Here is a 24,579-nt window from a genome sequence, read left to right as displayed (position 1 = left end):
TTTTCTGATTTTTAAATTGAATTTAAAAAAAATTTAAATAAATTTCATTAAAATTTCAATCAGCGTTTCCGTAATGTATTCTGAAAATTGAAACGCTAAATACGCTAAAATAATAAGCGTTCCTGGAAACACGTAGTATTCAACTACTCGATCATGCAAGATCTTAATTTTCTGTTTTTTCGACCTTAATTTCTTTTGCAATTTCTCTACAATTTCTCGTTTTTCAGAGTTGGTTCTTTTTCGATCTTTTAAAACTCTTGAAACTTCTTCACTTATAAGGTATGATTCATTTTTTAATTCAAGATATTCTGATAGTGCCCCCATAATTTACCCCGGCATAATTTTAATTTTGACATATAATTATTTTTTTTTAAATAATATATACATATTACGGGAATATTTAAAAAAACAACGATTTTAACGGGGCAATTTCCTAAAAACAGTTATATCGGGGATAAATATTGAAAAAGCCTATTTATTTTTTCAGCAGCACTACGGGTTCAAGAGTTCCATCTATTAAGCTATCAAAGTTAATTTTTCCTAACCATCCGGATTTATCAAATACGTTGCAAATACTTATGCCTATAACCATTTTGGGATTCAAATTCTTAATTAATCCAGTTATTTCTTCAATCGTGGCTTTTGAATGCTTTGTTGCAATTCCGCCCAGTATTACTAAAATATCCGGATTATCTAGATTTTTTTTATTTTCGAGTCCAAAAAACCGGTATCCAATATCTGTAAGTTCATATTCTACAGAATTTTCAATTTCAGCATCAGGTATAAAGTACTGATTTTTTACGGTATCTCTAATTGAATATCCAAAAAGTTGGGCCATTGAAAAACAAACTCCCCTTGAACCAAGATAAACTATTTTTTCAGCCTTTTTAGACTCAACTTCTAATTTAAATTCTCCAACAAAAAATGAAAGACATTTTCCAGAGTTTACTGTTTTCATGAGTTATCCCTCAAAAAAAATATCTGTATTTTAAAATAGTTAAATTTTTAGAATTTAAAAAAATTTATAAAAATTCAAATCCAAAATCATTTCTTTTAAATTTTAAACAGGATTCCACTTCAAATTTTATATCTTTTTCAAGCGCATTATCTATCAAAAGCTTTCCAATTGATGGTTTTGATTTAATTCCGCAGATCGAGGTTGTAATTCTTGGATTTACTTCTAGAATTGATATTTCTTCCCCCTTAATCATTAAATCTACGCCAACGTATCCATTAATCCCTTCGATTTTTTTAAGGGTTTTTTTGCACTCAATAATTGCTTTTTCTTTTAAGGTATGTTCAATATTTATTTCTCCCCCGCAGTATCTCTCTTCAATGTACTGCTTATTCATGCATACCGGGTAAAATTTTTTATTTTTTGCAATAAAAATGACTGAATATGGTTCGCCTTCAATAAATTCCTGAACAATGTAGTTTTCATCAAAAGTGTCGTGAGTACTGTCGCATCCAAGCCTGTTTTTGATAACGTATTTTTTAACAGGAAATGTTTTTGGAGTATTTACTGCATTTTTAATCGCTTCGTATGTTAGAAATTTGTCTCCTGCAATTTTTACGCCTGATTTTTCGCAACCTAAATTTAAACAACCGCTTTCTTCGATTAATTCGGTTAAATTGTATAATATGAGGTCTTCTTCTGGAGCAATTGCAAGTGCAAAATCTGAATCATTTAGGCCTTCCTTAAACGAATTTATGTAATTGTTAGATACAATTATTTCTAAATTGTTTATTTCATTGTATTTTGGATATTTCTTAGCTATTTTTTCACACAGGACTGTTTTAACAGTATATTTCTCATCCAAAAATTGATTTAATAAAATATCAAACATTAATTTACCTTCAGCAAGGAGTTCATCGGGTACGAGACCTGTTCCAACCGTAAATTCAAAGAGAAATATTTTTTTGTTGTTCAAGTTTTTCACTCTTTAAAATTTATTTCAAATATTTTATAATTTCTTCTGCACCTTCAGTAGGTTCTACAAGACCGCTGTAAACACCTGAAACGATCTGTTTTATTTTAAATGTTTTCGTTATTTTGTTTCGTTTACATGATTGTATCAACAGTGGACAATCTAAACTTCTACCTTTGTGTATCAACGAGTTTAACTTAATTGGAAACATTTTTAAAAAATTTAGTATGTGAATACCATTCCTAAATTCATAATCACTGCTTAAATGATTGAATAGTACAACTTCAATATTTTTATTTTTTGCATAATTAACCATTTCAGAAATTAAATCATTGCATATGATTTCACAGGGGTTTTTTGATATTGCATCAGTTATCTGTTCACCATTTAATTGATAAGGGCTTAAAAATTCATATTTTAGATTTTTATCTTTAAAAACCCGTTCAATTCTGTTTCTATTTTTATGAGGCAATAGTGCAGTTCCAAGGTCAAAAGTTATGAAAATTGGGTTAAAATATTCATTTATAAAATCAATCGATGAAAGATCATATTCACATTGTATAATTACTAAAGCATCTTTTTTGGACGAAATATCCAAACCTTTTTCTCTTAAATGGGATATTGAGTTTTCAATAGCGTCGAGTTCTTTTTTTCTATCGATATAACTTTCTACTCGAATAATTAAATTTTCTTTAAAAGAACCGTTCAATTTTTCCCTTAATTTTCCAACGACCCATCCGCCAGGCCCTATTAATAACGATTTATCTGTTCTCGTGGGTGTATATATCATTAAAATTAAATTTTTACTATTTTCTGAATCCATTTTAAATTCAAAGTCTGAAATGGTGATTTCTGAGGTAGTAAGTTCAAGTTCCAATCTTATTTTTGCAACTATTCTGTAAATTTCTGATAAAAATTCTTCTTTTGATTTATCGACATACTGCATAATCTTAACCATAAATCTAAAATTAATAAAAAAGATATAAATTATAAGTCTTCTTTTTCCTTTTTCAAGAGTTCAACTGCAAGTTCAGTTAATTTAAACTTCTGTATTTTGCCGCTCGCGGTCATTGGGAATTCTTCTACCACGAACACGTGTTTTGGAACTTTATATCTTGCAATTTTTTCAAGTGCAAAGTCCCTGACATCTTCTTCTTTAATTTCGTATCCTTCTTTAGGGATTACAAATGCACCAACAATTTCACCGTATTTTTCATCAGGGATTCCAACAACTTGTGCATCATTAATTCCAGGCAGGGTATATAAAAATTCCTCAATTTCTCGAGGGTATATATTTTCTCCACCACGAATAATCATGTCTTTTATTCTTCCAACGATTTTATAGTATCCATCTTCGTCTTCAACCGCTAAATCTCCGCTGTGAAGCCATCCATCTTTTTCAATGACTTCAGCAGTTTTTTCAGGCATTTTGTAATATCCTTTCATTACATTATAGCCCCTACAGCAGATTTCTCCAACGTTTCCAGGAGCAAGTGTTTTTCCAGTTTCAGGATCTATTATTTTTACTTCACAGTGCGGCATTGCTTTTCCAACTGATTCAACCCGTTTTTCAAAGGGATCGTCAACACTGGTCATTGTAAACACTGGTGACGCTTCTGTAAGGCCATAAGAAATAGTAATTTCATGCATGTACATGTCAGACATTACTTTTTTCATTGCTTCAATCGGGCAGGTTGATCCAGCCATAATACCCGTTCTAAGTGATGAAAGATCAAACATTTCAAACATTGGGTGTGAAAATTCAGCAATAAACATTGTAGGAACTCCATAAACTGCAGTACATTTTTCTTTTTGTATTGCTGCAAGTACAAGTAATGGATCAAATATTTCAAGCATTACAAGAGTTCCACCATGAGTTAAAAGTGCAAGTACGCCCAAAACTATTCCAAAACAGTGAAAAAGAGGTACTGGTAAACATAATCGCTCTTCTTCTGTAAATTTCTGTTTTTCGCCGATGTAATACCCGTTATTTAGTATATTTTTATGTGTAAGCATCACACCTTTTGGAAAACCCGTGGTTCCAGAAGTATACTGCATATTTATTACATCATCAGAATCCAGACCTTTTTTAGCTTCAATCAGCTTTTCATCAGAAACGTACTTTCCTAAAAGCATGAGTTCATTTGTATTGTACATTCCGCGGTGTTTTTCTTGCCCAACGTAGATTACGTTTTTTAGGTATGGGAATTCTTCACTATTTAATTTTCCTCTTTGACTCGTTTTTAATTCTGGAACGAGTTCATAGAGTATCTCGAGGTAATTTACATCCCTAAAACTATCAATAATTGCAAGGGCTTTCATATCAGACTGTTTCATAACGTATGCAAGCTCGTGGCTTTTATATGCAGTGTTTACTGTTACTAAAACAACGCCTATTTTTGCAGTTGCAAACATGAATGTAAGCCAGTCTGGAACATTTCTCGCCCATATTCCGATATGATCTCCTTTTTTAATTCCTATTTCTAAGAGGCCTTTTGCAAGGAGATCTGTTCTTTCGTCGAATTCTTTGTATGTAAATCTGAGATTTCTATCAGGATATACTAGAAATTCCCTGTCTGGATCTTTTTGAGCTTGCTTTTCAAAGAATTCTCCGATAGTATTATTTGTAAAAAGCATAATTTACCTCGCACGTACAATTAATCGATTCCTTCGATGAAATGTTCTTTTAACTTTTCTTTGATGGAATCTGGTATTGGGACTGATTTTTGATTTACAAAATCATAGTGAACAGCAACCGCTTTTCCTTTTACTGCCAATTTGCCATTCTGCCATGCTTCTTGGTACATTGTAAATGACGAGTTTCCAATTTTTGAAATGTAAGATCTAATTTCAACATCCATTCCAAGGTACATCTGTCCTACGAAGTCGAATTCTGTTCTTACCATAATTAAATTCCATTTTTCGTAGCTTAAATCGAAATCTGGTACGAATATTTCAAATAATGGATTTCTAGCCTGTTCAAACCAAATTGCAGGCACGATGTTGTTTACATGTTTTAACCCATCAACATCGCCAAATCGGGGGGTTACAGTTGTTTTAAACATTTTTTATCACGATTTTTAAAGATTAGAATGGTGAGTATATTACTGCAAGAATTTTTGCAACATCTTTTCCAAATGCATGTAAGTCATGTGGAACTATTGAATCATAGTATATGCTGTCGCCCTTTTTAAGCATGTATTTTTCCTGACCATACATAACTTCGATTTCTCCATCCATTACATATATGAATTCTTCTCCTTCATGCGAAGAAAGTTTGTATTCATTAGATTCGATTGGATAAACGTCTATTAGGAATGGTTCCATATGCCTATCTTGTTTTTCAGCAGCAAGTGCATAAAAATCTAATTTACTATCTTTGGTTCCATCTAATTTTCCTGAAAATCTGACGATACTATCTGAACTTCCAGATCTGGTTAATACGGGTCCGTTCTGAGGAGCATCGTCTAAAAATGTACCGAGTCTAACTCCAAGAGCTCTTGCAATTTTGAAAAGAGGGGTTAATGACGGAATTAAATCTCCATTTTCAAGGTTTTCGATGAGTTTTACGCTACTATTACTCTCTTGTGCAAGTTCTTCGATGGACATGTTCTGTCCTTCTCGCATCTGTTTAATTTTAATGCCAACGTGGTTTTTTTCAGTTATTTTATCCCCTATTTAATATTTTTTAAGAAGTACGGGTGTTACACCCCATACTTTTCATCATAATTATGGATTTAAGTTTTAAAAAATTATCGTTGAATGGAAAAAATTTATAATTTAAAAAAGTTAAAAACAGCAAAAATTAAAAATGTTTTAAATAAGATTTATGAGAGATAATACTGCACTTTCCGTACTGTATCTGTCGCCACCTGCAATTACAAGGACATTATTTCCATTTGCAGCACCTTCAATTAATGAGGCTGTTGCAGGGCTCTCATTGTCGATATAAATTTTACCTTCGTTTTGTAATTCTTTTGTTAGTTTGTTTGCAACGGGGCCGCCGATCAATATTAAATTTTTATCCGCTTCATCAAGTTTAATTTCGTCATCCATAATTATTTTTGGAACTTCTCCAGATTTTGAAATCACAGTTCCGCCGGTTGATCCTGTTGTTACTGTTCTTTCTGCTTTAAATTCAGCAACCATTTTATCAAGATCATCTTCGTCATCAAATACCAAATTTACATAATCTGCAATTTTGATTCTGTCGCCGTCATTTATTCCTTCAATATCGCTTCCAGCGTATACAAGTGCAATTCCAACGGTATTATCTTCATAAGTTTTTAAAAAGTCGATAGTTCCGCCCGTGTTGGTAACTGCTCGTACTTCCCAGTTATTCACGTACTCTTCTCCAAGTTCTAATTCAGTCAACGATCTACATATTGTGATATCTGCGTAGCCAGTATCTGCAGCTGCATTTGTCCATACGTCATGAACTGTAACTCCAAGGTCTCCTGCAATAACTGAAAATGATTTATCTGAACGTAAAATTTCAGTATGTTCTTCAATTATGTTTCCATTTCTCAATATCGAAATTTCAACGCTGTATTCATCTCCACTTTCTAAAATTTCCCCCAAAACGATTTGGTAATCTCCGGAACTTATATAATTGCCCTGTTCAAGCGTTCCGTCATATGATGCCGTTCCAAGGTATATTATATTATCATCTTCATTAATTTGCACGATGCGGTATTTTTTACCTAAAAATGGGATTTCGTAACCTTCTTTTAAATCTTTAGTTAGTTTAAAAGCAGAAACCTGGTTTGGATATACTATTGATGCATAAACCATGTCTTTTCCAATATCATAGTTTTGGGAACCCGCATTTTTGTTTGAATCGGTAATTCTTACAAAAACTATTTCTGCAGCATCGTCATCAGATTCAAAATGATTTTCCGGATCTATATCCCCGACTTCAAGTAAATATCCAAAATTTCCTAACGATTTGGTTTGATCTGCTTCTGAAAATCCAGAATACGAAAAAGAGTTTCCTTCGTCATCATCAAAATGGTCTGCATAGTCATCATCTGCGGAAGTAACAAGAATCCATGATTTTTCAGTACCTGCGCTGTCTAATTTATCAGTTCCATCCAGTAAATCAATACTTTCAGATTCCCCAATAATTTGATATTCTACTGTAGATTCATCCTCGATAATCGTTTCAGAGTATGTAAGCGTTCCTATTTTTGCAGAAATTTTGTTTGCAGAGGTTACATCAAGTGCAGCTGCGTTTTCACCAACTACAATATAAACTTCAGGGTTTCCATTCTTTATTAAATCATCATCTATAAAATCATTGATATTTCCGTATTTTTCCAAGGCGTAAGCTGCCGTGATGGAGGCAGATAATACTGTACTTCCAACTAAAATACATCCTATTTTTTTTAGAATTGATTTCATAGCTTTCACCCATTCGCTTCATAATAATATATTTTAGTTCTGTCGATAAATACTCTACTATTGTGGCTTAAACTTAATCAGAGAATTTTTCAATCAATTTGTGGTGTTTTGGATATTTTTTTAGTAATTCGTTTTTTGAAGCAAGTTCAAAATCTTCAAAATCAAAACCTGGGGATACCGTGCATCCAACGATTACGAATGAGTTTTTTTCAGTAATTTCTGCTGCAAAATATGAATTTTTAGGAATGATTACTTGAAAATTTTCATTTTTTTCAAGATTAGACCCTAATTTTTTTAAGCTATAATTTCCGAAATTATCGATAATATGAATAATTACTGAATTTCCAAAATAGTAGTGCCATATTTCATCAGATTTTAAGCGGTGAAATTTTGAAACATCGTTTCCATTTAAAAGGTAATAAATTGAAGTAGAATAAAACCGGTCTGAATTATACCTTTCAGGTAGATTACTTTTGTTAACCATTTCGTCTGATTGGTAGATTCGTCGGAAGTACCCTCCTTCAGGGTGTTTTTCTAAATCGAGTTTTTTAATAAAATACTCTGCATTTTTCATTATTTCACTTAAGGTTTGCAAAACGGTTCCCTTTCGTTTATACATTTTATGAAATATTTTCTAATATCTTCTCCATTTCTAACAGGATTTGCGACATCTACTAAATTATCATCTCTTAAAAGGCAGGGTTTTAAATAACCGTCATAAGTAAGCCTTATTCTTGTACAGTGATTGCAAAATTCAGTATTGTCCATTGGTCGAACAAATTCAACTTCTAATCCATCAATAACATATTTTTTCCTGTTCTGCATGAACTTTCTTGTAAATACATTATCTGCATTTTTTGCAAATTCTTCTTCAATTGGAACAACATCTACATGGTGGTGTTTTAATTCAGTTTCCATTGGAATAAATTCAATTATTTGGAGTATTGCACCAACTTTTCTGCAGTAATCCATAATTGAGGGAAGTTGGTTTACCGTACAGTCCATCGCTAAAAAATTAACTTTTAATGGAGTTAAACCTACTTCAATAGCTTTTTCTATTCCTTTTTTCACGCTTTCGATATTTCCGCCAGCAGTAATTTTTTTGTACTGTTCAGGATCCAGAGTATCTAAACTCACGTTTACTCTATCAAGTCCTGCATCTTTTAATTTTTGCGCATATTTTTCAAGTAGAATTCCATTTGTAGTTAATGAAATGTCTTTTATCTGTTCATTTTTGATATAAGATATAATTTCGGGCAAATCTGTTCTTAAAAGCGGTTCTCCACCAGAAATTTTGATTTTTCTAACTCCAAATTCTAATGAAGAATTTACAATTTTTCCAATTTCATCGGCACTCATTAATTTGCCGTGTTCTTCATTTCTACCTTCTTTATGGCAGTAAAAACATTTTAAATTACATTTAGGGGTTACTGAAAGTCTAAAAGAGCGTATCTGTCTTCCGTATCGGTCTTCCATGGTTATCACGAAGTTTTAATTGTGGTTAAGGGGCAACGTTTACATTATCTATGGATACCGTAATTTAAAAAAGTTACTATTTGAAATGACGCTGATAATAATTTAAAAAAAGAAGATATTATTTAATTTTAATTATTCTGTTTTTTCTGCTTTTTTAACGAAGTTGTCAATAAATGAAACTTTTTTAGCTTCTAATCTTTTGATCAATTCGTTTGAAATTCCCATTTTAACCATTTGAAGGTTTTGCATAAATGCTGTGTTTTCAGGGAGATCTAATGTTACATTTTCTCCGTCAATGGTTATTTTTAAATCTGCTTCTGAAATTCTTGGGATGAATAATTTTGCAACTTCTAAAGCAACAGCTTCAGGAGCTTCTACAACTTCTTCTATTTTTAATTTGTATTTCAAGTCTTTTCCTGCGAGTTCGTGGTTGAAGTCAACTAATATTCTTCCACCGTTTGCACTTACAACTTTTCCAATTTTGTTGTCGATATTTACAGGCATTCCTGGGATTGGGTTTACTTTATGTTTTTTAAACTCTTTCATTGGAACGATTTTTACTTGTGAAGGATCTCTTTTACCAAAAGCATTTTCAGCTGTTAAATCAAGTTCTCTTTCTTCTCCAACGTTCATTTCCATAATAGCGCCGTCGAGTCCAGGGATTAACATTTTTTCTCCAGCGGAAATTGTAACAGGGCCATAAACCATGTTTGGGTTGAAAATTCCTTTTTCTTTAGCTAATTCTTCGTTTGTCGTATCAAACAAGTTTTCATCGACATATCCTTCGTATGAAATTTTTACGAGTTTTCCTTTTTCCATTGTTTCACCAAATTTGTTTCAATACATCCAATCGCAAAGATTATCACAACAAGTATAAATAAAAGAGTATATAAATCTTGTCAAAATCACTAATTAAAATTGGGACAATTATGATATCAGCAATTATTTTATCCGGTGGAAAGGCAGAGCGTATGGGTGGCGAAAAATCCTTTAGAAAATCGGGTAACAAATATTTAATAGAAAATATTGCAGACATGTTAATTGAAATGGAAATTCCATTCGTTACGGTGTTTAAAAACCCTCGATTTATGGAAAAACCCGAAGAAGAAATTGAAAAACAGCTCTATTACTATAAAAAATATCATCAGACTATTACTTGGGATTTTGTGCCTGGAATGGGTCCGTTAATTGGAATGCTTTCTGGAATGTTGAATACAAAATCTCAATGGGTTTTTTTGGTTCCCTGCGACATGCCGTTTATTACCGAAGAGTCAATAATAAACTTGCTTTCATTTATAAAAGAAGCAGAATTAAATGGTCAGGACTGTATCGTTCCAAAACATAAAAACGGATTTATTGAGCCACTTTTTTCACTTTACCATATTTCTTCAGTAAATGTACTTGGAATGGTTGTCGAAGAAATGCTTGAACAAAATAGATCATTTCCAATAAGACGGTTGATAGATGAATTAAACCCTCTTTATGTTGATGTTGACAAAATAGACAAAACTTGTGACATATTTATAAATTTAAACACTTTAAAAGAACTCGAAAACGCATGTTTTGACAGATAATTTATTTTTTTAATAATTTTTCATTTCATGTAGAACTTAGTAGTTTCGGATAATTTTTTTAATATTTAAAAATAACCATTGAGAATATAAATAGCTCTTATTAACCTTTATTTTGGGAAAAGGATAAATATGATCCAAAAAGAAGAGTAACATGTCGAAAAGGGGATTCCCTGATCGATAGAAAGTGTAGTTTAAACCAACGAAAAGCACTTTACAAAATACAATTTAAATTCATAGTTATAGAAAAATTCCCCTGAATAACTATATATTTAAAAATAGAAATTCTCCCCAAAAAAACTTTTTTTTATTAAAACTCATTTATTAAATTTTTAAATTAAAAATAGATGTAAAAAAAATACTACATATACCTCAAAATTTAAAAAAGGGTAAATAATTAATTACTTAATTATTTGTTTTCTCTTTTTTCTCTTTTCATTCTTCTAATTCTTTTTTTGTAGTGTTTCCATCTCATCTGTCCTTTCTTTTTCCATCTTCTTGAACTTCTCTTTATAGTCTCACGCTCCATTTTTATTTTTTAATGATTAATGGCTCCATTTACTTTTTTCAACGACGATTGAACCGTCTTTTACTTTAGGTGCCACATTTAATGCGTCGATTTTAAATGATTCATCAAGTATAGCTTCATCGTCATCTCTGAGTACGTTTTTCGTTTCGAGAATATGGTACTCTTCTTCAGTTTCAAGATCAAAATTTTCCAAAACTTCTGAAAGTTGAGCAACGATTTCATCAGCTTGTTTTTGAATTTTTTCAACATCTATCATAGTATCACGAACCGTGATTATTTTAAGAGGCCTAAATTGTTAAGAGCATTCTGCAATTTTAATTTATTGCTTTCTGCCATTTCGCAAAGTGGCAATCTTAACTCGCCCGAAGGCATTCCAAGCATATTCATCGCAGTTTTGATAGGTATTGGATTTGTCTCAACAAACATTAACTTCATTAGCGGAAACAATTTGTAATGAATTTCTTTTGCCTTATCAAATTTGCCTGCATTTGCAAAATCAACCATCTGAACGAATTCTTTTGGTGCGATATTTGCAATAACGCTGACAACACCTTTTCCACCAAGGGAAATTATTGGTAAAGTCAATTCATCATTTCCAGATAATATGTCAATGTCGCAAGAATCCAGTACTTCAGAAACCTGAGATAAATTTGGATTAGCTTCTTTTACAGCTGATATATTACTATATTCGTTAAATAAATATTTAATTGTTTCTGGTTCTATGTTTAGCGCAGTTCTTGAGGGAACATTGTATAGAACTATTGGCACATTGATGGAATTTGCAATCTCTCCAAAATGCCTTTTCAAACCTTCCTGAGGTGGTTTGTTATAATATGGAGTTATCAACAAAACTCCATCAACACCGACATCTTCTGCATATTGCGAAAATTCCAGTGCTTCAGAAGTTGAATTAGAACCTGTACCTGCAATTACTTCAACTCTACCGTCTACGAATTCAACAACCTTTTCAACGACTTTTTCGTGCTCTAATGGCGTTAATGTTGGTGATTCACCAGTAGTTCCAACAGGAATAACTCCACTAACTCCATTTTCAATTAAAAAGTCAATATTGTTTCGTAAACCATCATAGTCTACTTTATTTTCTTTTAATGGAGTAATAATCGCAGGATATACACCTTGCATAATTACACCTTATGCGTTCATTTTTTTTACTTTAGCAGTAACATAACCTGCTATTCTGTTTCTCAATGGTTTTGTTGAGATCATTGCAACTTCTTCAACAGCTTTTTTGTTTTCTTCAAAATCGCTTGTGAACTTGTCTGCAAATTTCTCAATGAGTTCTTCACCGGTTCTTTTGATGAATGTTTGCCTTATTCTTCCCAAGTTATCACCTTATTAACTTAGATAATCTTGTTTCATTTTATAATACATTTGTAATTATGATTTATATATTTAGCTAAAGTTTACCCTTCAATGCTGTCTTTTTGAACTTCTTTATTGTATGTCATGAGAATTTTCATAACTTTTAGGGCCACTTCGGGTTCTATATGGTGCTTTTCACACATCAAACGTGTTTTTTCGCAGATTGCATCTTCTCTTTTAGGATCGAAGACACAGGTTCCGAGTGACTTTTTCAGTGCAGCAATTTCGGGTGCGAAACTGGTTCTTTCAGCAATCAATTCGATTAACTGTTCGTCAATTTCGTTAATTCGTTTTCTAATTTCTTCGAGTCTTTTTTCCGAAGAATTTGACATAGTATCTCCACGAGCAATAAATAGAATTATCAGAAGAAGTATTGAAATGTATATTATTTAAACTTAACTATGGTTTTTTAAAACATCTAAGAAATGAGATTAGGGCATGAACTCAATGGGGCTTTTTCCATTGGTGATGAGCCAATTTACAAACATTTCCGCATATTTTAGTTTTTTCACTTTAATTTCATCGGCAAGTTCAATGTCCTTTTCAATGTTTGGACGTGAATATTTCGTTACATATATTCCAAAGTCCATTCCGCAGAGTATGATTTTTTTAGCGCCAAATTCTTCGGCTAAAAAACAGCACCTATCTCCGTCAGTAAATCCCCCATAGTTTATCAAAAATTCAAATTTTTTTGGAAATTGGGTACTTCCAACAATATTTTTTAATAATTCAATGTATTTTTCAAGTTTATCGATATTGTCCCCGTGAGCATGAGCTACAACGATTGAACCAAGATCATTGCTTTTTAAAATCGAATCAATATCGCCGTCTAAGTCTGAAACAATAATATCTGGAACTATATCTTCTTCTAAAAGTGCTTTAGTAGCACCATCTGCTGCAATAATTGCGATATCTGAATCAATAATTTCTTTCAATTTCAAAACATGTTTTTTAAGTGACGGGCCCGCACCAAAAATGTAAACTTCTTTTCCAAAGATTTTTTTGGAAATTTCGTTCAAATCTACATTATTTTTGAATTTTTTGATCATTTCTTTAAGAATTTCTGCACTTTTTAAGTCTTCAGCACTTCCGTATCCAAAATCATCGAGTATCTGGTTATAATAATCTTCCCAAGAGTCTAAATCCATATTATCGCTCTAGTTGATTGGTATTTCACTTGAAAGGGTCTTAATTTTCACATTTTCAATGTATTTTTTTGCAATCTTTCCAAGTGCAATTAAATCGTCTTCACTAATCCGTTTTACTTTGCATAATTCTTTATCATATGAATGTTCACGGTCAAACTGTTGAATAGTGTATAAATCGCAGTTTTTAACGGTTTTTGCAATTTCTTCAATGTCTGATTCATCCATTAATTCTGGAATAAACGTAGTTCTGCATTCTACAAATATTTCTTCCTGTTTACAGATATTTATTATTTTTAAAATGTTTTCCTTAATTTCTTTTTTGTATCCTGTAACTTTCTCGTAATTATTAAATCCTGCTTTTACGTCTATTGCAATGTAATTTAAAAAGTTATTTGAAATAAGTTTTTCAACTAAATTCGGGTTTGTTCCATTTGTATCGAGTTTTACAGGAAAATTCTTTCCTTTTGCAATTTTTGCAAGTTCTAAAACTGCTTCTGGCTGAAGGGTTGGTTCTCCGCCACTTATAACGAGTGCTTCTGCAAACATCAAATCCATACTGTTAAAAACTTCTTCAGCAGTCATTTCAGATACATTTGTTGTAATGTACTCGTAATTTTGACAGTAACCACATTTCATGTTGCATCCGGATAAAAAAACAACAGCAGATGCATGTTTTGGGTAATCAATTGTTGAGAGTTCTACGATTCCTGATATTTTCAAAATTTCACCAATGCCCATATGTGTTTTATATAAAACAGTTACTCCTATAATATATAAAAACAGATGATTTAAATATTTCTTAAGGTGGTTTTTCATGGAAATAAAAATACTTGTAGACAATACTGCGAAAGGAAAGTTTTTAGCACAGTCAGGATTTTCAGCAATTATAAAAGATGAAGATTCGAAGATATTGTTTGATTGTGGCCAAAACGCTCAGGTTTTTGAAAATAATTTAAAATTAATGGGTGAAGATGATATTTTTGATGCAGTAATCTTTAGCCACGGCCACTACGACCATACTGATGGATTTAATTATTTTATTGAAAAATATGGGGAAAATTTAGATGTTCCAATTTATATTCACAAATCCGCATTTGTTGATAGGTACCACGGAGAAAGATACATCGGAATCGATGAGAGTATAAAAAATTTCTTGAAAGATTACAAAAATTTAAAACTCATCGAAGATCCATTTAAAATTTCAGAAAATTTAATAATTTCAGGAACTATTCCCCGAACTAACTTTTACGAAAGAGAAGACTTTGAAATGATTGAAAATGGTCAAAGAGTGGATGATATCATAATTGATGACATGTTTGTTATCGTAAAAGATATAATTCTTTCAGGATGCACCCACAGCGGATTAATTAATTGTATTAATCATGCAAAAACCCTAAAAAAAGTAAATGGAATTATCGGCGGTTTTCACATGGGAACTGCATCTGAAACTTACATAAATCAGGTTAAAAATTATTTAATGACTCAAAACTTTAAATTAATTTCACCCGTGCACTGCACTGGCTTTAATGCAACAAAAGAATTAAGTGACATATCAGGATTTAAATTTGGACACGTTGGCAGTGTTTTTGAAATTTAAAATTTTACTATTTTTTTTATGTAATGTATTATATACCATACAAAAAGTATTATATACTGAACATATATATTATCAGGAATACTTTTAAGTTTTGTAAACAGAATTTTAAATAATTTAAGAAACTAATTATGAATTTGGAGAAATTATGAAACAGTTATCCTTTAATAAACTGTATTTTGAAGGAATAAAAGATGCAATTCCTATATCTATAGGTTATCTTCCGATTGGGATAGCTTTCGGGGTTTTGGCAAAATCGATGGGGATTCCTTACGAAATTTCAATTTTGATGTCATTGATCATATTTGCAGGCGCAAGCCAGTTTGTAGGGGTCAATTTAATTGCTATTGGAACTTCGTCTTTTGAAATAGTTTTAACCACGTTTATATTAAATTTAAGGCACTTTTTAATGTCTTCTTCACTTTCGCAGAGGATTGATTATACAAAATCTAAAAAATTTTTAAGTTTAATCTCTTTTGGAGTAACTGACGAAACTTTTGCAGTAGCTTCATTAAAAGAAGAACTAAAATTAAGCCCTGAATTTTTGTTTGGATTGAATTTCACTGCGTTTTTTGCCTGGAATTTTGGAACCTTTCTTGGAATTTTTTTAGCAGAAAGCATTCCAAAAGAAATACAGAGTAGTATGGGAATTTCTCTTTATGTAATGTTCATCGGGCTTTTAATCCCTGCAGTCAGGCGTTCGACCAAGGTTTTAAAAATCGTTTTAGTTGCAATATTTATCAGTTCAGCTCTGACATGGGTTCCAGTGTTTAAATTTATTTCAACAGGCTGGATAATTATTATTACGACTATTGTGGCGTCATTTATCGGAGCTAAGTTTATACATGGTGATGGCGATGAGTAGGGAAGAAATGGTATTATTAGTAATATTCATGGCAATTGTAACGTATATTCCAAGAATGCTTCCGATCGTGCTGTTTAAAGATGCAAAACTGCCACATTTTTGGAGGGCATTTTTTAGCTACATCCCTTACGCGGCTCTTGCATCTTTAATCTTTCCTGGGATAATCTATTCAACCGGAAATATCTATTCAGCAGTTTTTGGAGGAATTGTTTCTTTAATCCTCGCATACTATCGATTAAACGTGATAATTGTTGTATTTGGCGGGATAATTGGTGCATATCTGGCACAAATGTTGATTTAAATTTTAAAAATGAAACTGACTAAAAAAATAAAAATATTAAAAAAATATTAAAATTTTGAAAAAAATTAAGTTAAAATTATTGAATTATTGCAATGGTATCAATTAAACTGTCGATATCTGCAGTTTCAACAATTTCTCCTTTGTTATATATCGCTCTTTTTACTTCTTTGATGTGTTCTTTGTTTAAAGCACCAAATTCGGTTTCAATTCCTTCTGAAAGGATTTTTTCAATTGTTTCTGCATCTGCTTCTTTAATAAATGCAGTTACTTTTCCAGCATCTTTTTTAAATTCTGGACCGATTTTGGATTTGTTAGGGGTTACTTCTGAAATTTTTTGTTCCAGGAGCGGTTTTCCAAGATTTAGTTCAAGTTCTTTAATTTTTAAAGATTTTTTAACATCTTTGGAAACTTTTGAAAGAGCATCAAAGTCTTTTTTATCGCTTACGTACATTTCAACTTTGTTTAATTCTGAATTAAGTGGCATTCCTTTGTTTGATTTATATCTTCTAATTGATGCAACTGTATTTTTTGCAACTTCTCCGACAAATTCGTTTTCTAAACTTATCAAGCTTTCATCTGCAAATGGCCATGATGTATGCAAATCATCAATTTCATAGATTTCTCCAACGATTTCTGCAAAGTGTGGTGTAAATGGCGTAAGTAATTTTACAGATTCTGTAATTACTTTGTAAAGCGTGTGTTGGGCCATTAATTTTTCTTGTTGGGCGCTTTCAGATTCTTCCTTATTATAGAGCCTGTGTTTTACCATTTCAATGTAGTTGTCGCAGAATTCGTGCCATAAAAATTTCTGAATTTCTACAACTGTGTTTATTTTGTAATTTCCAAGGTCCTCGGAAACTTTTGAAATTAAATTATTCAACTTACTCAAAATCCATAAATCAACTGGATTTTCAATTGAAATACTTTTTAATGATTTTAATTTGGAAATTGTTTCATCTGAAATGTTCATTTTTGCAAATTTACACGCATTCCATATTTTTCGCAAAAATCTTCCGCCATATTCAACTTCTTTCCAGGCAAATGGAACATCTTTTCCAATAGTGCTGTTTGAAGCCCATAACCTTAAAGCATCTGCACCGTAAGTTTTAGTAATTTCTCCAGGTTCTACAACGTTTCCCCTACTTTTACTCATCTTAAATCCATCTTCACCGAAAACCATTCCGTTAATTACGATTTCATCCCATGGTTTTTCTCCAGTAATTGCAAGTGATCTAACCATTGTGTAAAATGCCCAAGTTCTGATGATATCGTGGCCTTGAGGTCTCAATTGAACAGGGTAGTGTTTTTTGAAAAATTCTTCATCTTCAAGCCATCCTGCTATAACTAATGGAGTAATTGATGAATCCATCCATGTATCTAATACATCAGTTTCTGCAACAAGGTCTGAGTTTCCGCATTTGCAGGTGTATGGACTTTCTTTTGTTGGATCTATTGGTAAATCTTCAGGTTTAGCTACAATAACTTCTCCACAGTCTTTACAGTACCATACTGGAATAGGGGTTGCAAACAATCTCTGTCTTGAAATACACCAGTCCCAGCCCATATCTTCAATCCATTTCATGAGCCTTGCTTTCATGTGTTCGGGAACCCAAGATATTTCGTTTGCAGCGTTTTCTACTTCATTTAATAATTTTGTAACGTTTACAAACCACTGGTCCCCAACAATGATTTCGATAGGTGTTTTACATCTCCAGCATGAACCAACGTTTTGTTCGAGAGGTTCCTGTTTTATCATGTAATTTTCAGAAATTAAATCAGAAATAATTTCTTTTCTCGCATCATCTGACTTTTTACCGGCGTATTTTCCGCAGATTTCCGTTAATTGTCCTTTTTCGTTAATTGCTTTTTTAACTTCTAATTTGTGCCTGTTTACCCATGTAACGTCAGTTTTGTCACCAAACGTACAGACCATTACAACTCCAGTACCGAATTCTTTTTCAACATCGGAATCTGGGTACACATTAACTTCCTGATTAAATAATGGTACTTTTACGGTTTTTCCAACAACGTCGCTGTATCTTTCATCTTCAGGATGAACTACAATTCCAACACATGCAGCCATTAATTCAGGTCTTGAAGTTGCAATTTCAAGGTATTTTTCACTATTTTCTGCATATGGGAATTTTATGTAGTTTAATTTTGAAGTTCTTCCTTGATATTCCACTTCAGCAAATGCAATCGCTGTTTCACATCTAGGACACCAGTTTACAGGGTGTTTTCCCCTGTAGATTAAACCTTTTTCGTACATTTTTAAAAATGCAGTCTGTGATTTTCTAACGTAGTCTGGATTCATTGTAATGTATTCTCTATCCCAGTCAATTGAGATTCCAAGGGATCTGACTTGGCCTCTCATTTTTTCTACGTTTTCATCGGTTAATTCTACACAGAGTCTTCTAAATTCATGTCTGTCTATGTCGGACTTTGTGATATTGTTCAATTCTTCAACTTTAACTTCTGTTGGAAGTCCGTGGCAATCCCAACCTTGGGGAAAAAGCACGTCGTATCCATTCATTCTTTTAAATCTCGCAATAATGTCCATGTATGTCCAGTTAAGGCCGTGTCCAAGGTGCATTCTACCTGTTGGGTATGGTGGTGGAGTATCGATGATGTAAGGAGGTCTTTTTTCATCATCTAAAAATTTGAACGTTTTTTCATCTTCCCATTTTTCCTGAACTTTTTTTTCAAGTTCTACTGAATATTCTTCTTTTATTTCCATTATTTCCCTCAATTTGCGGTAAATTAACGTTAAAAGCGATAAAAGTTTATAAAAATTTCAACATAATATTGATGATATGAATATGAGTAATACGAATATGTTATCATGAACTTGTGTTTTTGAATTTATATTTGTAATCTCTTGAATAATAAAAAATAACAGATTCAGCTATATGAAAGATATCATCACGATTAATCAGATAACCCTCTTTTCATCATCATCTGTTTTTAAATAATATCAATAAGATGTATAAATGATTTATTTAACCTATTTAAATATTGTTTATATATTAGTTTTTGGTTGAATGCTTAAGGATAGTAAATCAGTCAAAACATCTTATTTTAGCTGTTTTAATCGATTTAAATAAATAGTAATATATATTTTAAAAATTAATATTAAATTAATTAGAACGGGGTGAATTTATGGCTTATAAAAAAATTATTATGCCCACAGACGGATCAAAAATATCAATAGAAGCTGCAGAGCAGGCAATTGATTTGGCAAAAGCTACTGATGGAAGGGTTTACGGAATTTATGTAATCGACATCGTTCCATTCGTAGGACTCCCTACCGAAGGGCTTTGGGAAAGCATGAAGGAAGTTTTAGAAAAAGAAGGTCACACCGCGCTTAGAACTTTAACAGACATTGCGAGAGAAAAAGGCGTTGAAATAAAGACTGAAATTTTGGAAGGAACTCCATCAAAAGAAATTGTTGAATATGCAGAAGCTAAGAACGCAGATTTAATTGTCATGGGTACAACTGGAAAAACAGGACTCGATAAATTATTACTTGGAAGCGTTGCAGAGAGGGTTTTGAAAAAATCACACTGCCCGGTACTTTTAGTGAAATCTTCTGAATAATAACTTATCTTATTATTTTTAGAAGTGGACATTTGCAATAATTTTCTTTTTTTCGGTAGTAATTTTTAGCATGCTCAACAATCAGTGCGTGATATTCTTGATATATTTCAAGGTTTTTTGGAATATTTTCTTCGAATAATCCTTTAATTTTATCGTATTTTTCGCTACCTTCAATTAAATTTAAGTTAATCAGTATTCTTTTTGTATATGTATCAACTACAAAACTGGGAACTTTAAATGCATACAAAAGCATTGAATCTGCAGTTTCAGGGCCAACCCCGTTTAATTTTAGCAGTTCTTCTCGCGTTGGAACATTATTTAATTTTGTAAAAAATTCTGAAAAACTTTTTAAACGTATCGATTTTTGATTGTAGTATCCACTTGGTTTAATTGCTTCTTTTAACTGTTCAATATCCAAATTATGTATATTTTCAGGAGTTATTTCTATTAAGTTCCTTAAATTTTTCAATGATTTTTCAACAGATGGCCAAGACGTGTTCTGGGTTAAAATTGCACCGACGCAGATTTCAAAACACTGATTTTTTGTTTTTGGATAATCATAATTATTTGGATGGTATCCATTTACCGAGCCAGTTTTTGTTGGATTACATCCATTTACTTCCAAAAGTGGCCACCAGCCTTGTGGCCCGTATAAATTAAATAAATGGTCGTAAATTTTTTGGAAAGTTTCTTTATATTCCATATTTTTCCCTTATTTTGAATTTTATCTTAATTTAATTTTAATTTGTCGTAATTTTTAGAAACCAAGCTTTTAACGTATATTGGAGCAACTGTTGAAGTTAAAAGTGCTATGACCACAACAGAGACAAAGAATTTTTCAGGAAGTATCCCAAGGTCTCTTCCAAGGGTTGCACCAACAAGTGAGGCAGTAAGGGATGGAACGGTCAAAAGGCCCCCACAAAAACTTTTTAATTTGTCATAATCTAAAATTCTAAGTGAAAAATATCCTGAACTAATTTTAAGGCCTATTAATGTTACAACTGATACAATTATAAGGCTTATATTGTCAAAATTAAAGATTACGCTGATATCTGTAGTCATTCCTAAATTTAAGAAGAATAATGGGATAAATATTCCATAACCAATTGCATTTAAGTTTTCATTTAATACCTGATCGTGTTCTTCTTTTGTAAGTTCTTCTGAAACTGCAATTCCGATGATAAATGCGCCAATTATCGGGTGAATTCCAATATGTTCTCCAACAATAATTGAAATTAGTATTATAAGCAATATAAAGTGGATTTTTTGTACGTGAAACTTTTTAAGCTCTTTTAATATTAATTTTGAAATTAATGGAATTATTATGAGAAGTGCAATGATATATGCCGCAATAAGAACTACAAATGGAATAATATCAGAAGTTATCCCGCTTCCACCCATTTTAATTAATATTGAAATAACAATTAAACTTATAAGGTCGATTACAACAGATGCACTAATTACGGTCGTTCCGAATCGAGATTTTATGAGTCCAAGTTCATCCATGAGTGCGTAGACGATTCCAACTGAGTGTGAAGAAAATATTACTGCATAAAGTAATGAACCAATAAAATCAAGTCCAAAATACTGTCCGATTAAATATCCTCCAATTGAGGGGATTAACATGGAAAATAAGCTTAAAACTAAGGAATTTTTAAATTCATCTTTAAGTGTTTCATTATCGACTTCCAGCCCCGCCAAAAACATCAAAAATATTACTCCAAATGCTGCGAAAGTGTCAAGAGTTGTGCTGGTCTGAATTATATTTAATCCAAACGGTCCGATAAGTATTCCTGCAAGCATTGTGGCAGTAATTGTCGGGACATTGAACCTTTTCAGGATTTGAGGTACGATGAATATCGAAGTTAGAATGATAAAAAATAAAAAATAAGTGTCCATTAGATTACACCGTTAGCAGTTAGAATTTACGTTATGATTTTTAATTTTACAATTAAGTTTATGAGCTATATAGTATTATTGATATTATTTCTATTTATTAAATCGGGTGAAACACAATGCTTGTAATGGCAGGACTTGGACTTTACGATGAAAGAGACGTTACACTAAAAACGCTTGACTTTGCAAAAAAAGTTGATAAAATTTACGCTGAATTTTACACGGCAATACTTACCGGAACAACAATGGAAAAAATTGAAAGTACGCTTCAAAAACCAATAACTGTTTTGGATCGAGAAAAAGTAGAGTATGAAACGAATAAATTAATTGATGAAGCAAAAGATAACGATATAATGTTTTTAACTGCAGGAGACCCAATGGTTGCAACAACGCACGTTGATATAGCAGTTGAGGCCAGAAAAAAAGGAATCGAAGTTGTAATTATAAATGCTCCTTCAATTTACTCGGCAATAGGAATTACTGGACTTCAATTATACAAATTTGGAAAAACAACGTCAATAGTATTTCCTGAACCAAATTATTTCCCGGAAACCCCTTACGACGTTATAAAAGATAATTTAAAATTAGGGTACCACACACTCTGCCTTTTAGATATTCAGGCAGATAAGGAAAGATTCATGACTGCAAATGAAGGATTGGATGCACTTTTAAAAATTGAAGAAAAAAGAAAAGAAAACGTAATTTCGGGTGAAACAAAAGTTGCAGTTGTAGCAAGGGCTGGAAGTATTAATCCCGGGCTGTACTATGGAAAAATAAAAGATCTTTTAAATTATGATTTTAAAAGCCCGCTTCACTGTGTGATAATTCCTGGAAAACTTCACTTCATGGAAGAAGATGCTTTAAAATACTTATTTGAAAATATTTAAAATTATTAAGCTTCTTCAAGCTGTTCTACAGGCATTGACGACTTTGCAAGTAAATAAGTTGCAGTAATGAGTGCAAAGACGTAAAAAACGTGCATAATGTATCTTACAGCAGGATCAAGGCTTGAATAATATTTAAAAGATAAGCCAACACCCAAAATTGTAAATCCGATCATCATTAAATATATGATTTTGATATCGTCTACCAAAGCTCCCACCCCATATATTTAATTTTTTAACTTTTAATGTTAATAAAAATAACTGTTTTTTAAACGTATAAAAATAAAAAATAAATTATATTTTGGTCTCAGAGCTCATACGGTTCTTCATTATTAAACGAAAGTTTAATTCAGAGCTGGTTATTTTCATCACAGACCGTAACTTAAAAAAGATTTTTTAAACATCTTTTATATATCTAATTTAAACATATGCATTATATCTCAAATCTCAATTTTAAAAAAGGGAATTTTATGAAATTTTTAATTCTTGATGGATATACGGATGAACCCGCAGGACTTGGAGTTCCGCCATATATTGGAATGTATCCAAGATATGCGGCGGGAGTTCTTTACAAATTTAAACACGACGTTGATTATATCACAATCGATAAATTGCGAGAAGAACTTAAAAAAGGATATGATTTTAATAGATACGATGTAGTTATTGCGATATGTGGGTTTCACACCCCTGGAAAGTACTTAAATGCAAACCCTGCAACATTGAGAGAATTTGTATCGATTTTGTATAATTTTAAAGGTTTAAAGATATTGGGTGGCCCTGTTGCAACTAAATTTGGTTCATCCCTTGAGGGCGGAAAAATAAAAGATGAATCAAATTTGAAATATTTCTTTGACGTGATTTCTGAAGGCGATTTAGATGCTGTTTTACACGATCTTTTAAAAAACAATCTAAACCCTGAAAAAACAGATGGAACAAGGCTTAGAACTTACGATGAACTCGATGAGTTTGCTAAAATTGGGGCAAAAATTGTAAAACTCCATCCAAACTATCCAAATATTATTGCAGAAATTGAGACATACCGGGGCTGTGCAAGGGCATTTAGTGGAGGATGTAGTTTTTGTACGGAACCAAGACGATATGGTTCTCCAAAATTTAGAAATTCGAGAGATATAATTGAAGAAGTAAGAAATCTCTATGAAAACGGAATTAAATATTTTAGAATTGGAAGACAGCCCTGCATGTTTTCATATATGGCAAAAGATGTGGAAAACACAGATGTTCCAGTACCTAATGTTTTAGAGATAGAAAAACTCTTTAAAGGAATAACTTCAGTTTCAAAACCTGACGTTTTACATATTGACAATGCAAACCCTTCTGTTATTGCAAGACATGAAAAAGAGGGGCGAGAAATTGCAAAAATACTTGTAAGACACTGTACTCCTGGAAACGTTGCAGCTTTTGGGGTGGAAAGTTTTGATGAAAAAGTAATTTCAAAAAACTGCCTTTTAACTGAACCAGAAGATGTTTTAAAAGCTGTTAATATTTTAAATGAAATTGGCGGAAAAAGGGGGGAAAATGGAATGCCACATCTTCTTCCAGGGATAAATTTACTTTCAGGGTTAAAAGGGGAATCAAACGATACTTTTGAGATAAATTACGATTATTTAAAAGAGATATATGATTCAGAAAATATTCTTAGACGGATAAATATACGGCAGGTAGTTCCATTTTTTGGAACCGATATAACAGTTAAAGATGTTGAAAAAGCAAAAAAACGAAAAAATTTATTTTTGAAGTTTAAGGAAAAAATAAGAACCCAAATAGATAACCCGATGTTAAAAAGGATGCTTCCAACAGAAACGATATTAAAAAATGTGCTAGTTGAAGTTAAGGAGAAAAATGATCTTTATTTTGGAAGGCAGTTTGGAAGCTACCCGATATTGATAGGAATTGCTGAGAAAAACGTTGAAATTGGAAAATTTGTTGATATAAAAGTAACGGGCTATGGAAGAAGGTCCATAACTGGAAAAATAGTAAAATAAC

The 24,579-nt window shown here is 32.0% G+C and carries 28 protein-coding genes; 7 read left to right on the top strand and 21 right to left on the bottom strand.

From position 1 onward, the window contains the following. Positions 1-33 precede the first annotated feature (33 nt). From MMJJ_RS02100 to MMJJ_RS02050, 11 genes are all read right to left on the bottom strand, one after another. Entirely contained in the window at positions 34-324 is a 291-nt protein-coding gene (locus MMJJ_RS02100; protein ID WP_104837465.1) for a hypothetical protein, read from the bottom strand. A 151-nt stretch (positions 325-475) separates the two neighbouring features. Further along, positions 476-958 carry a DUF2124 family protein gene (locus tag MMJJ_RS02095; RefSeq protein ID WP_104837464.1) on the bottom strand — a complete coding sequence of 161 codons (483 nt, stop codon included), beginning with the start codon at positions 956-958 and terminating at the stop codon, positions 476-478. A gap of 64 nt (positions 959-1,022) precedes the next feature. Continuing rightward, positions 1,023-1,931, bottom strand: coding sequence for a tyramine--L-glutamate ligase (mfnD, locus tag MMJJ_RS02090; protein ID WP_104837463.1), 909 nt, complete (start codon positions 1,929-1,931; stop codon positions 1,023-1,025). A gap of 19 nt (positions 1,932-1,950) precedes the next feature. Next, the gene (locus MMJJ_RS02085; RefSeq protein ID WP_104837462.1) at positions 1,951-2,874 is read right to left on the bottom strand and encodes a hypothetical protein; all 924 of its coding nucleotides are present in this window, start codon (positions 2,872-2,874) and stop codon (positions 1,951-1,953) included. Positions 2,875-2,915: 41 nt separating this feature from the next. Next, positions 2,916-4,565 carry an AMP-binding protein gene (locus tag MMJJ_RS02080; RefSeq protein ID WP_104837461.1) on the bottom strand — a complete coding sequence of 550 codons (1,650 nt, stop codon included), beginning with the start codon at positions 4,563-4,565 and terminating at the stop codon, positions 2,916-2,918. A gap of 20 nt (positions 4,566-4,585) precedes the next feature. Continuing rightward, complete coding sequence (locus MMJJ_RS02075; RefSeq protein ID WP_104837460.1) at positions 4,586-4,993, bottom strand: acyl-CoA thioesterase; 408 nt, start codon at positions 4,991-4,993, stop codon at positions 4,586-4,588. Between the two features lie 22 nt (positions 4,994-5,015). Beyond that, on the bottom strand, positions 5,016-5,594 hold the full coding sequence (locus MMJJ_RS02070; protein ID WP_104837459.1) for a helix-turn-helix domain-containing protein: 579 nt from the start codon (positions 5,592-5,594) through the stop codon (positions 5,016-5,018). A gap of 150 nt (positions 5,595-5,744) precedes the next feature. Next, on the bottom strand, positions 5,745-7,331 hold the full coding sequence (locus MMJJ_RS02065) for an S-layer protein (RefSeq protein ID WP_104837458.1): 1,587 nt from the start codon (positions 7,329-7,331) through the stop codon (positions 5,745-5,747). Positions 7,332-7,404: 73 nt separating this feature from the next. Further along, the gene (locus MMJJ_RS02060; protein ID WP_104837457.1) at positions 7,405-7,905 is read right to left on the bottom strand and encodes a cupin domain-containing protein; all 501 of its coding nucleotides are present in this window, start codon (positions 7,903-7,905) and stop codon (positions 7,405-7,407) included. Between the two features lie 8 nt (positions 7,906-7,913). Continuing rightward, the gene (moaA, locus tag MMJJ_RS02055; RefSeq protein ID WP_104837456.1) at positions 7,914-8,807 is read right to left on the bottom strand and encodes a GTP 3',8-cyclase MoaA; all 894 of its coding nucleotides are present in this window, start codon (positions 8,805-8,807) and stop codon (positions 7,914-7,916) included. A 132-nt stretch (positions 8,808-8,939) separates the two neighbouring features. Further along, a complete protein-coding gene (locus MMJJ_RS02050) occupies positions 8,940-9,626 on the bottom strand; it encodes a peptidylprolyl isomerase (RefSeq protein ID WP_104837455.1) in 687 nt (228 codons plus the stop codon). A 110-nt stretch (positions 9,627-9,736) separates the two neighbouring features. Here MMJJ_RS02050 and MMJJ_RS02045 point away from each other — a divergent pair, with 110 nt between their 5' ends. Further along, complete coding sequence (locus MMJJ_RS02045) at positions 9,737-10,381, top strand: molybdenum cofactor guanylyltransferase (RefSeq protein ID WP_013999072.1); 645 nt, start codon at positions 9,737-9,739, stop codon at positions 10,379-10,381. 542 nt (positions 10,382-10,923) lie between these two features. Here MMJJ_RS02045 and gatC read toward each other — a convergent pair. From gatC to MMJJ_RS02015, 6 genes are all read right to left on the bottom strand, one after another. Continuing rightward, a complete protein-coding gene (gatC, locus tag MMJJ_RS02040; protein ID WP_104837454.1) occupies positions 10,924-11,163 on the bottom strand; it encodes an Asp-tRNA(Asn) amidotransferase subunit GatC in 240 nt (79 codons plus the stop codon). A 17-nt stretch (positions 11,164-11,180) separates the two neighbouring features. Then, the gene (dapA, locus tag MMJJ_RS02035; protein ID WP_104837453.1) at positions 11,181-12,050 is read right to left on the bottom strand and encodes a 4-hydroxy-tetrahydrodipicolinate synthase; all 870 of its coding nucleotides are present in this window, start codon (positions 12,048-12,050) and stop codon (positions 11,181-11,183) included. A 9-nt stretch (positions 12,051-12,059) separates the two neighbouring features. Then, positions 12,060-12,251 (bottom strand): 30S ribosomal protein S17e, encoded by a 192-nt coding sequence (locus tag MMJJ_RS02030; RefSeq protein WP_011170521.1) that lies wholly within the window; start codon positions 12,249-12,251, stop codon positions 12,060-12,062. Positions 12,252-12,331: 80 nt separating this feature from the next. Continuing rightward, positions 12,332-12,622, bottom strand: coding sequence for a chorismate mutase (locus MMJJ_RS02025; RefSeq protein WP_104837452.1), 291 nt, complete (start codon positions 12,620-12,622; stop codon positions 12,332-12,334). A gap of 99 nt (positions 12,623-12,721) precedes the next feature. Further along, positions 12,722-13,438 (bottom strand): 6-hydroxymethylpterin diphosphokinase MptE-like protein, encoded by a 717-nt coding sequence (locus MMJJ_RS02020; protein ID WP_104837451.1) that lies wholly within the window; start codon positions 13,436-13,438, stop codon positions 12,722-12,724. A gap of 9 nt (positions 13,439-13,447) precedes the next feature. Then, the gene (locus tag MMJJ_RS02015) at positions 13,448-14,158 is read right to left on the bottom strand and encodes an anaerobic ribonucleoside-triphosphate reductase activating protein (RefSeq protein WP_244901547.1); all 711 of its coding nucleotides are present in this window, start codon (positions 14,156-14,158) and stop codon (positions 13,448-13,450) included. Positions 14,159-14,252: 94 nt separating this feature from the next. Between MMJJ_RS02015 and MMJJ_RS02010 the strand changes: the two genes are divergently transcribed. The 3 genes from MMJJ_RS02010 (at position 14,253) to MMJJ_RS02000 (ending at position 16,198) form a co-directional block, all read left to right on the top strand. Continuing rightward, entirely contained in the window at positions 14,253-15,035 is a 783-nt protein-coding gene (locus MMJJ_RS02010; protein ID WP_104837449.1) for an MBL fold metallo-hydrolase, read from the top strand. Between the two features lie 145 nt (positions 15,036-15,180). Then, on the top strand, positions 15,181-15,897 hold the full coding sequence (locus tag MMJJ_RS02005) for an AzlC family ABC transporter permease (protein WP_104837448.1): 717 nt from the start codon (positions 15,181-15,183) through the stop codon (positions 15,895-15,897). Then, complete coding sequence (locus MMJJ_RS02000) at positions 15,890-16,198, top strand: AzlD domain-containing protein (RefSeq protein WP_104837447.1); 309 nt, start codon at positions 15,890-15,892, stop codon at positions 16,196-16,198. Before MMJJ_RS02005 ends, MMJJ_RS02000 begins: the two co-directional genes overlap by 8 nt. Before the next feature lie 76 nt (positions 16,199-16,274). Here the strand turns inward: MMJJ_RS02000 and MMJJ_RS01995 are convergent, their stop codons facing one another. Beyond that, entirely contained in the window at positions 16,275-18,935 is a 2,661-nt protein-coding gene (locus MMJJ_RS01995) for a valine--tRNA ligase (RefSeq protein ID WP_104837446.1), read from the bottom strand. A 422-nt stretch (positions 18,936-19,357) separates the two neighbouring features. Here MMJJ_RS01995 and MMJJ_RS01990 point away from each other — a divergent pair, with 422 nt between their 5' ends. Beyond that, a complete protein-coding gene (locus MMJJ_RS01990) occupies positions 19,358-19,795 on the top strand; it encodes a universal stress protein (protein ID WP_104837445.1) in 438 nt (145 codons plus the stop codon). A gap of 4 nt (positions 19,796-19,799) precedes the next feature. Here the strand turns inward: MMJJ_RS01990 and MMJJ_RS01985 are convergent, their stop codons facing one another. Both MMJJ_RS01985 and MMJJ_RS01980 read right to left on the bottom strand, forming a co-directional pair. Then, positions 19,800-20,498, bottom strand: a complete 699-nt coding sequence (locus MMJJ_RS01985) for an endonuclease III domain-containing protein (protein WP_104837444.1) — start codon at positions 20,496-20,498, stop codon at positions 19,800-19,802. Between the two features lie 26 nt (positions 20,499-20,524). Then, positions 20,525-21,694: a cation:proton antiporter gene (locus tag MMJJ_RS01980; RefSeq protein ID WP_104837443.1), complete on the bottom strand. Its 1,170-nt coding sequence runs from the start codon at positions 21,692-21,694 to the stop codon at positions 20,525-20,527. A gap of 116 nt (positions 21,695-21,810) precedes the next feature. Between MMJJ_RS01980 and dph5 the strand changes: the two genes are divergently transcribed. Then, on the top strand, positions 21,811-22,578 hold the full coding sequence (dph5, locus tag MMJJ_RS01975; RefSeq protein WP_104837442.1) for a diphthine synthase: 768 nt from the start codon (positions 21,811-21,813) through the stop codon (positions 22,576-22,578). Positions 22,579-22,583: 5 nt separating this feature from the next. Here dph5 and MMJJ_RS01970 read toward each other — a convergent pair whose 3' ends face one another. Beyond that, positions 22,584-22,793 (bottom strand): hypothetical protein, encoded by a 210-nt coding sequence (locus MMJJ_RS01970; protein WP_244901546.1) that lies wholly within the window; start codon positions 22,791-22,793, stop codon positions 22,584-22,586. Between the two features lie 252 nt (positions 22,794-23,045). Here MMJJ_RS01970 and MMJJ_RS01965 point away from each other — a divergent pair, with 252 nt between their 5' ends. Continuing rightward, the gene (locus tag MMJJ_RS01965) at positions 23,046-24,578 is read left to right on the top strand and encodes a radical SAM protein (protein ID WP_104837440.1); all 1,533 of its coding nucleotides are present in this window, start codon (positions 23,046-23,048) and stop codon (positions 24,576-24,578) included. The last annotated feature ends 1 nt before the right edge of the window (position 24,579 follow it).

It is taken from the genome of Methanococcus maripaludis (genome assembly GCF_002945325.1).
Classification (GTDB): Archaea; AGJL01; Methanococci; order Methanococcales; family Methanococcaceae; genus Methanococcus; species Methanococcus maripaludis.
This window is presented reverse-complemented; position numbering and strand designations above follow the sequence as displayed.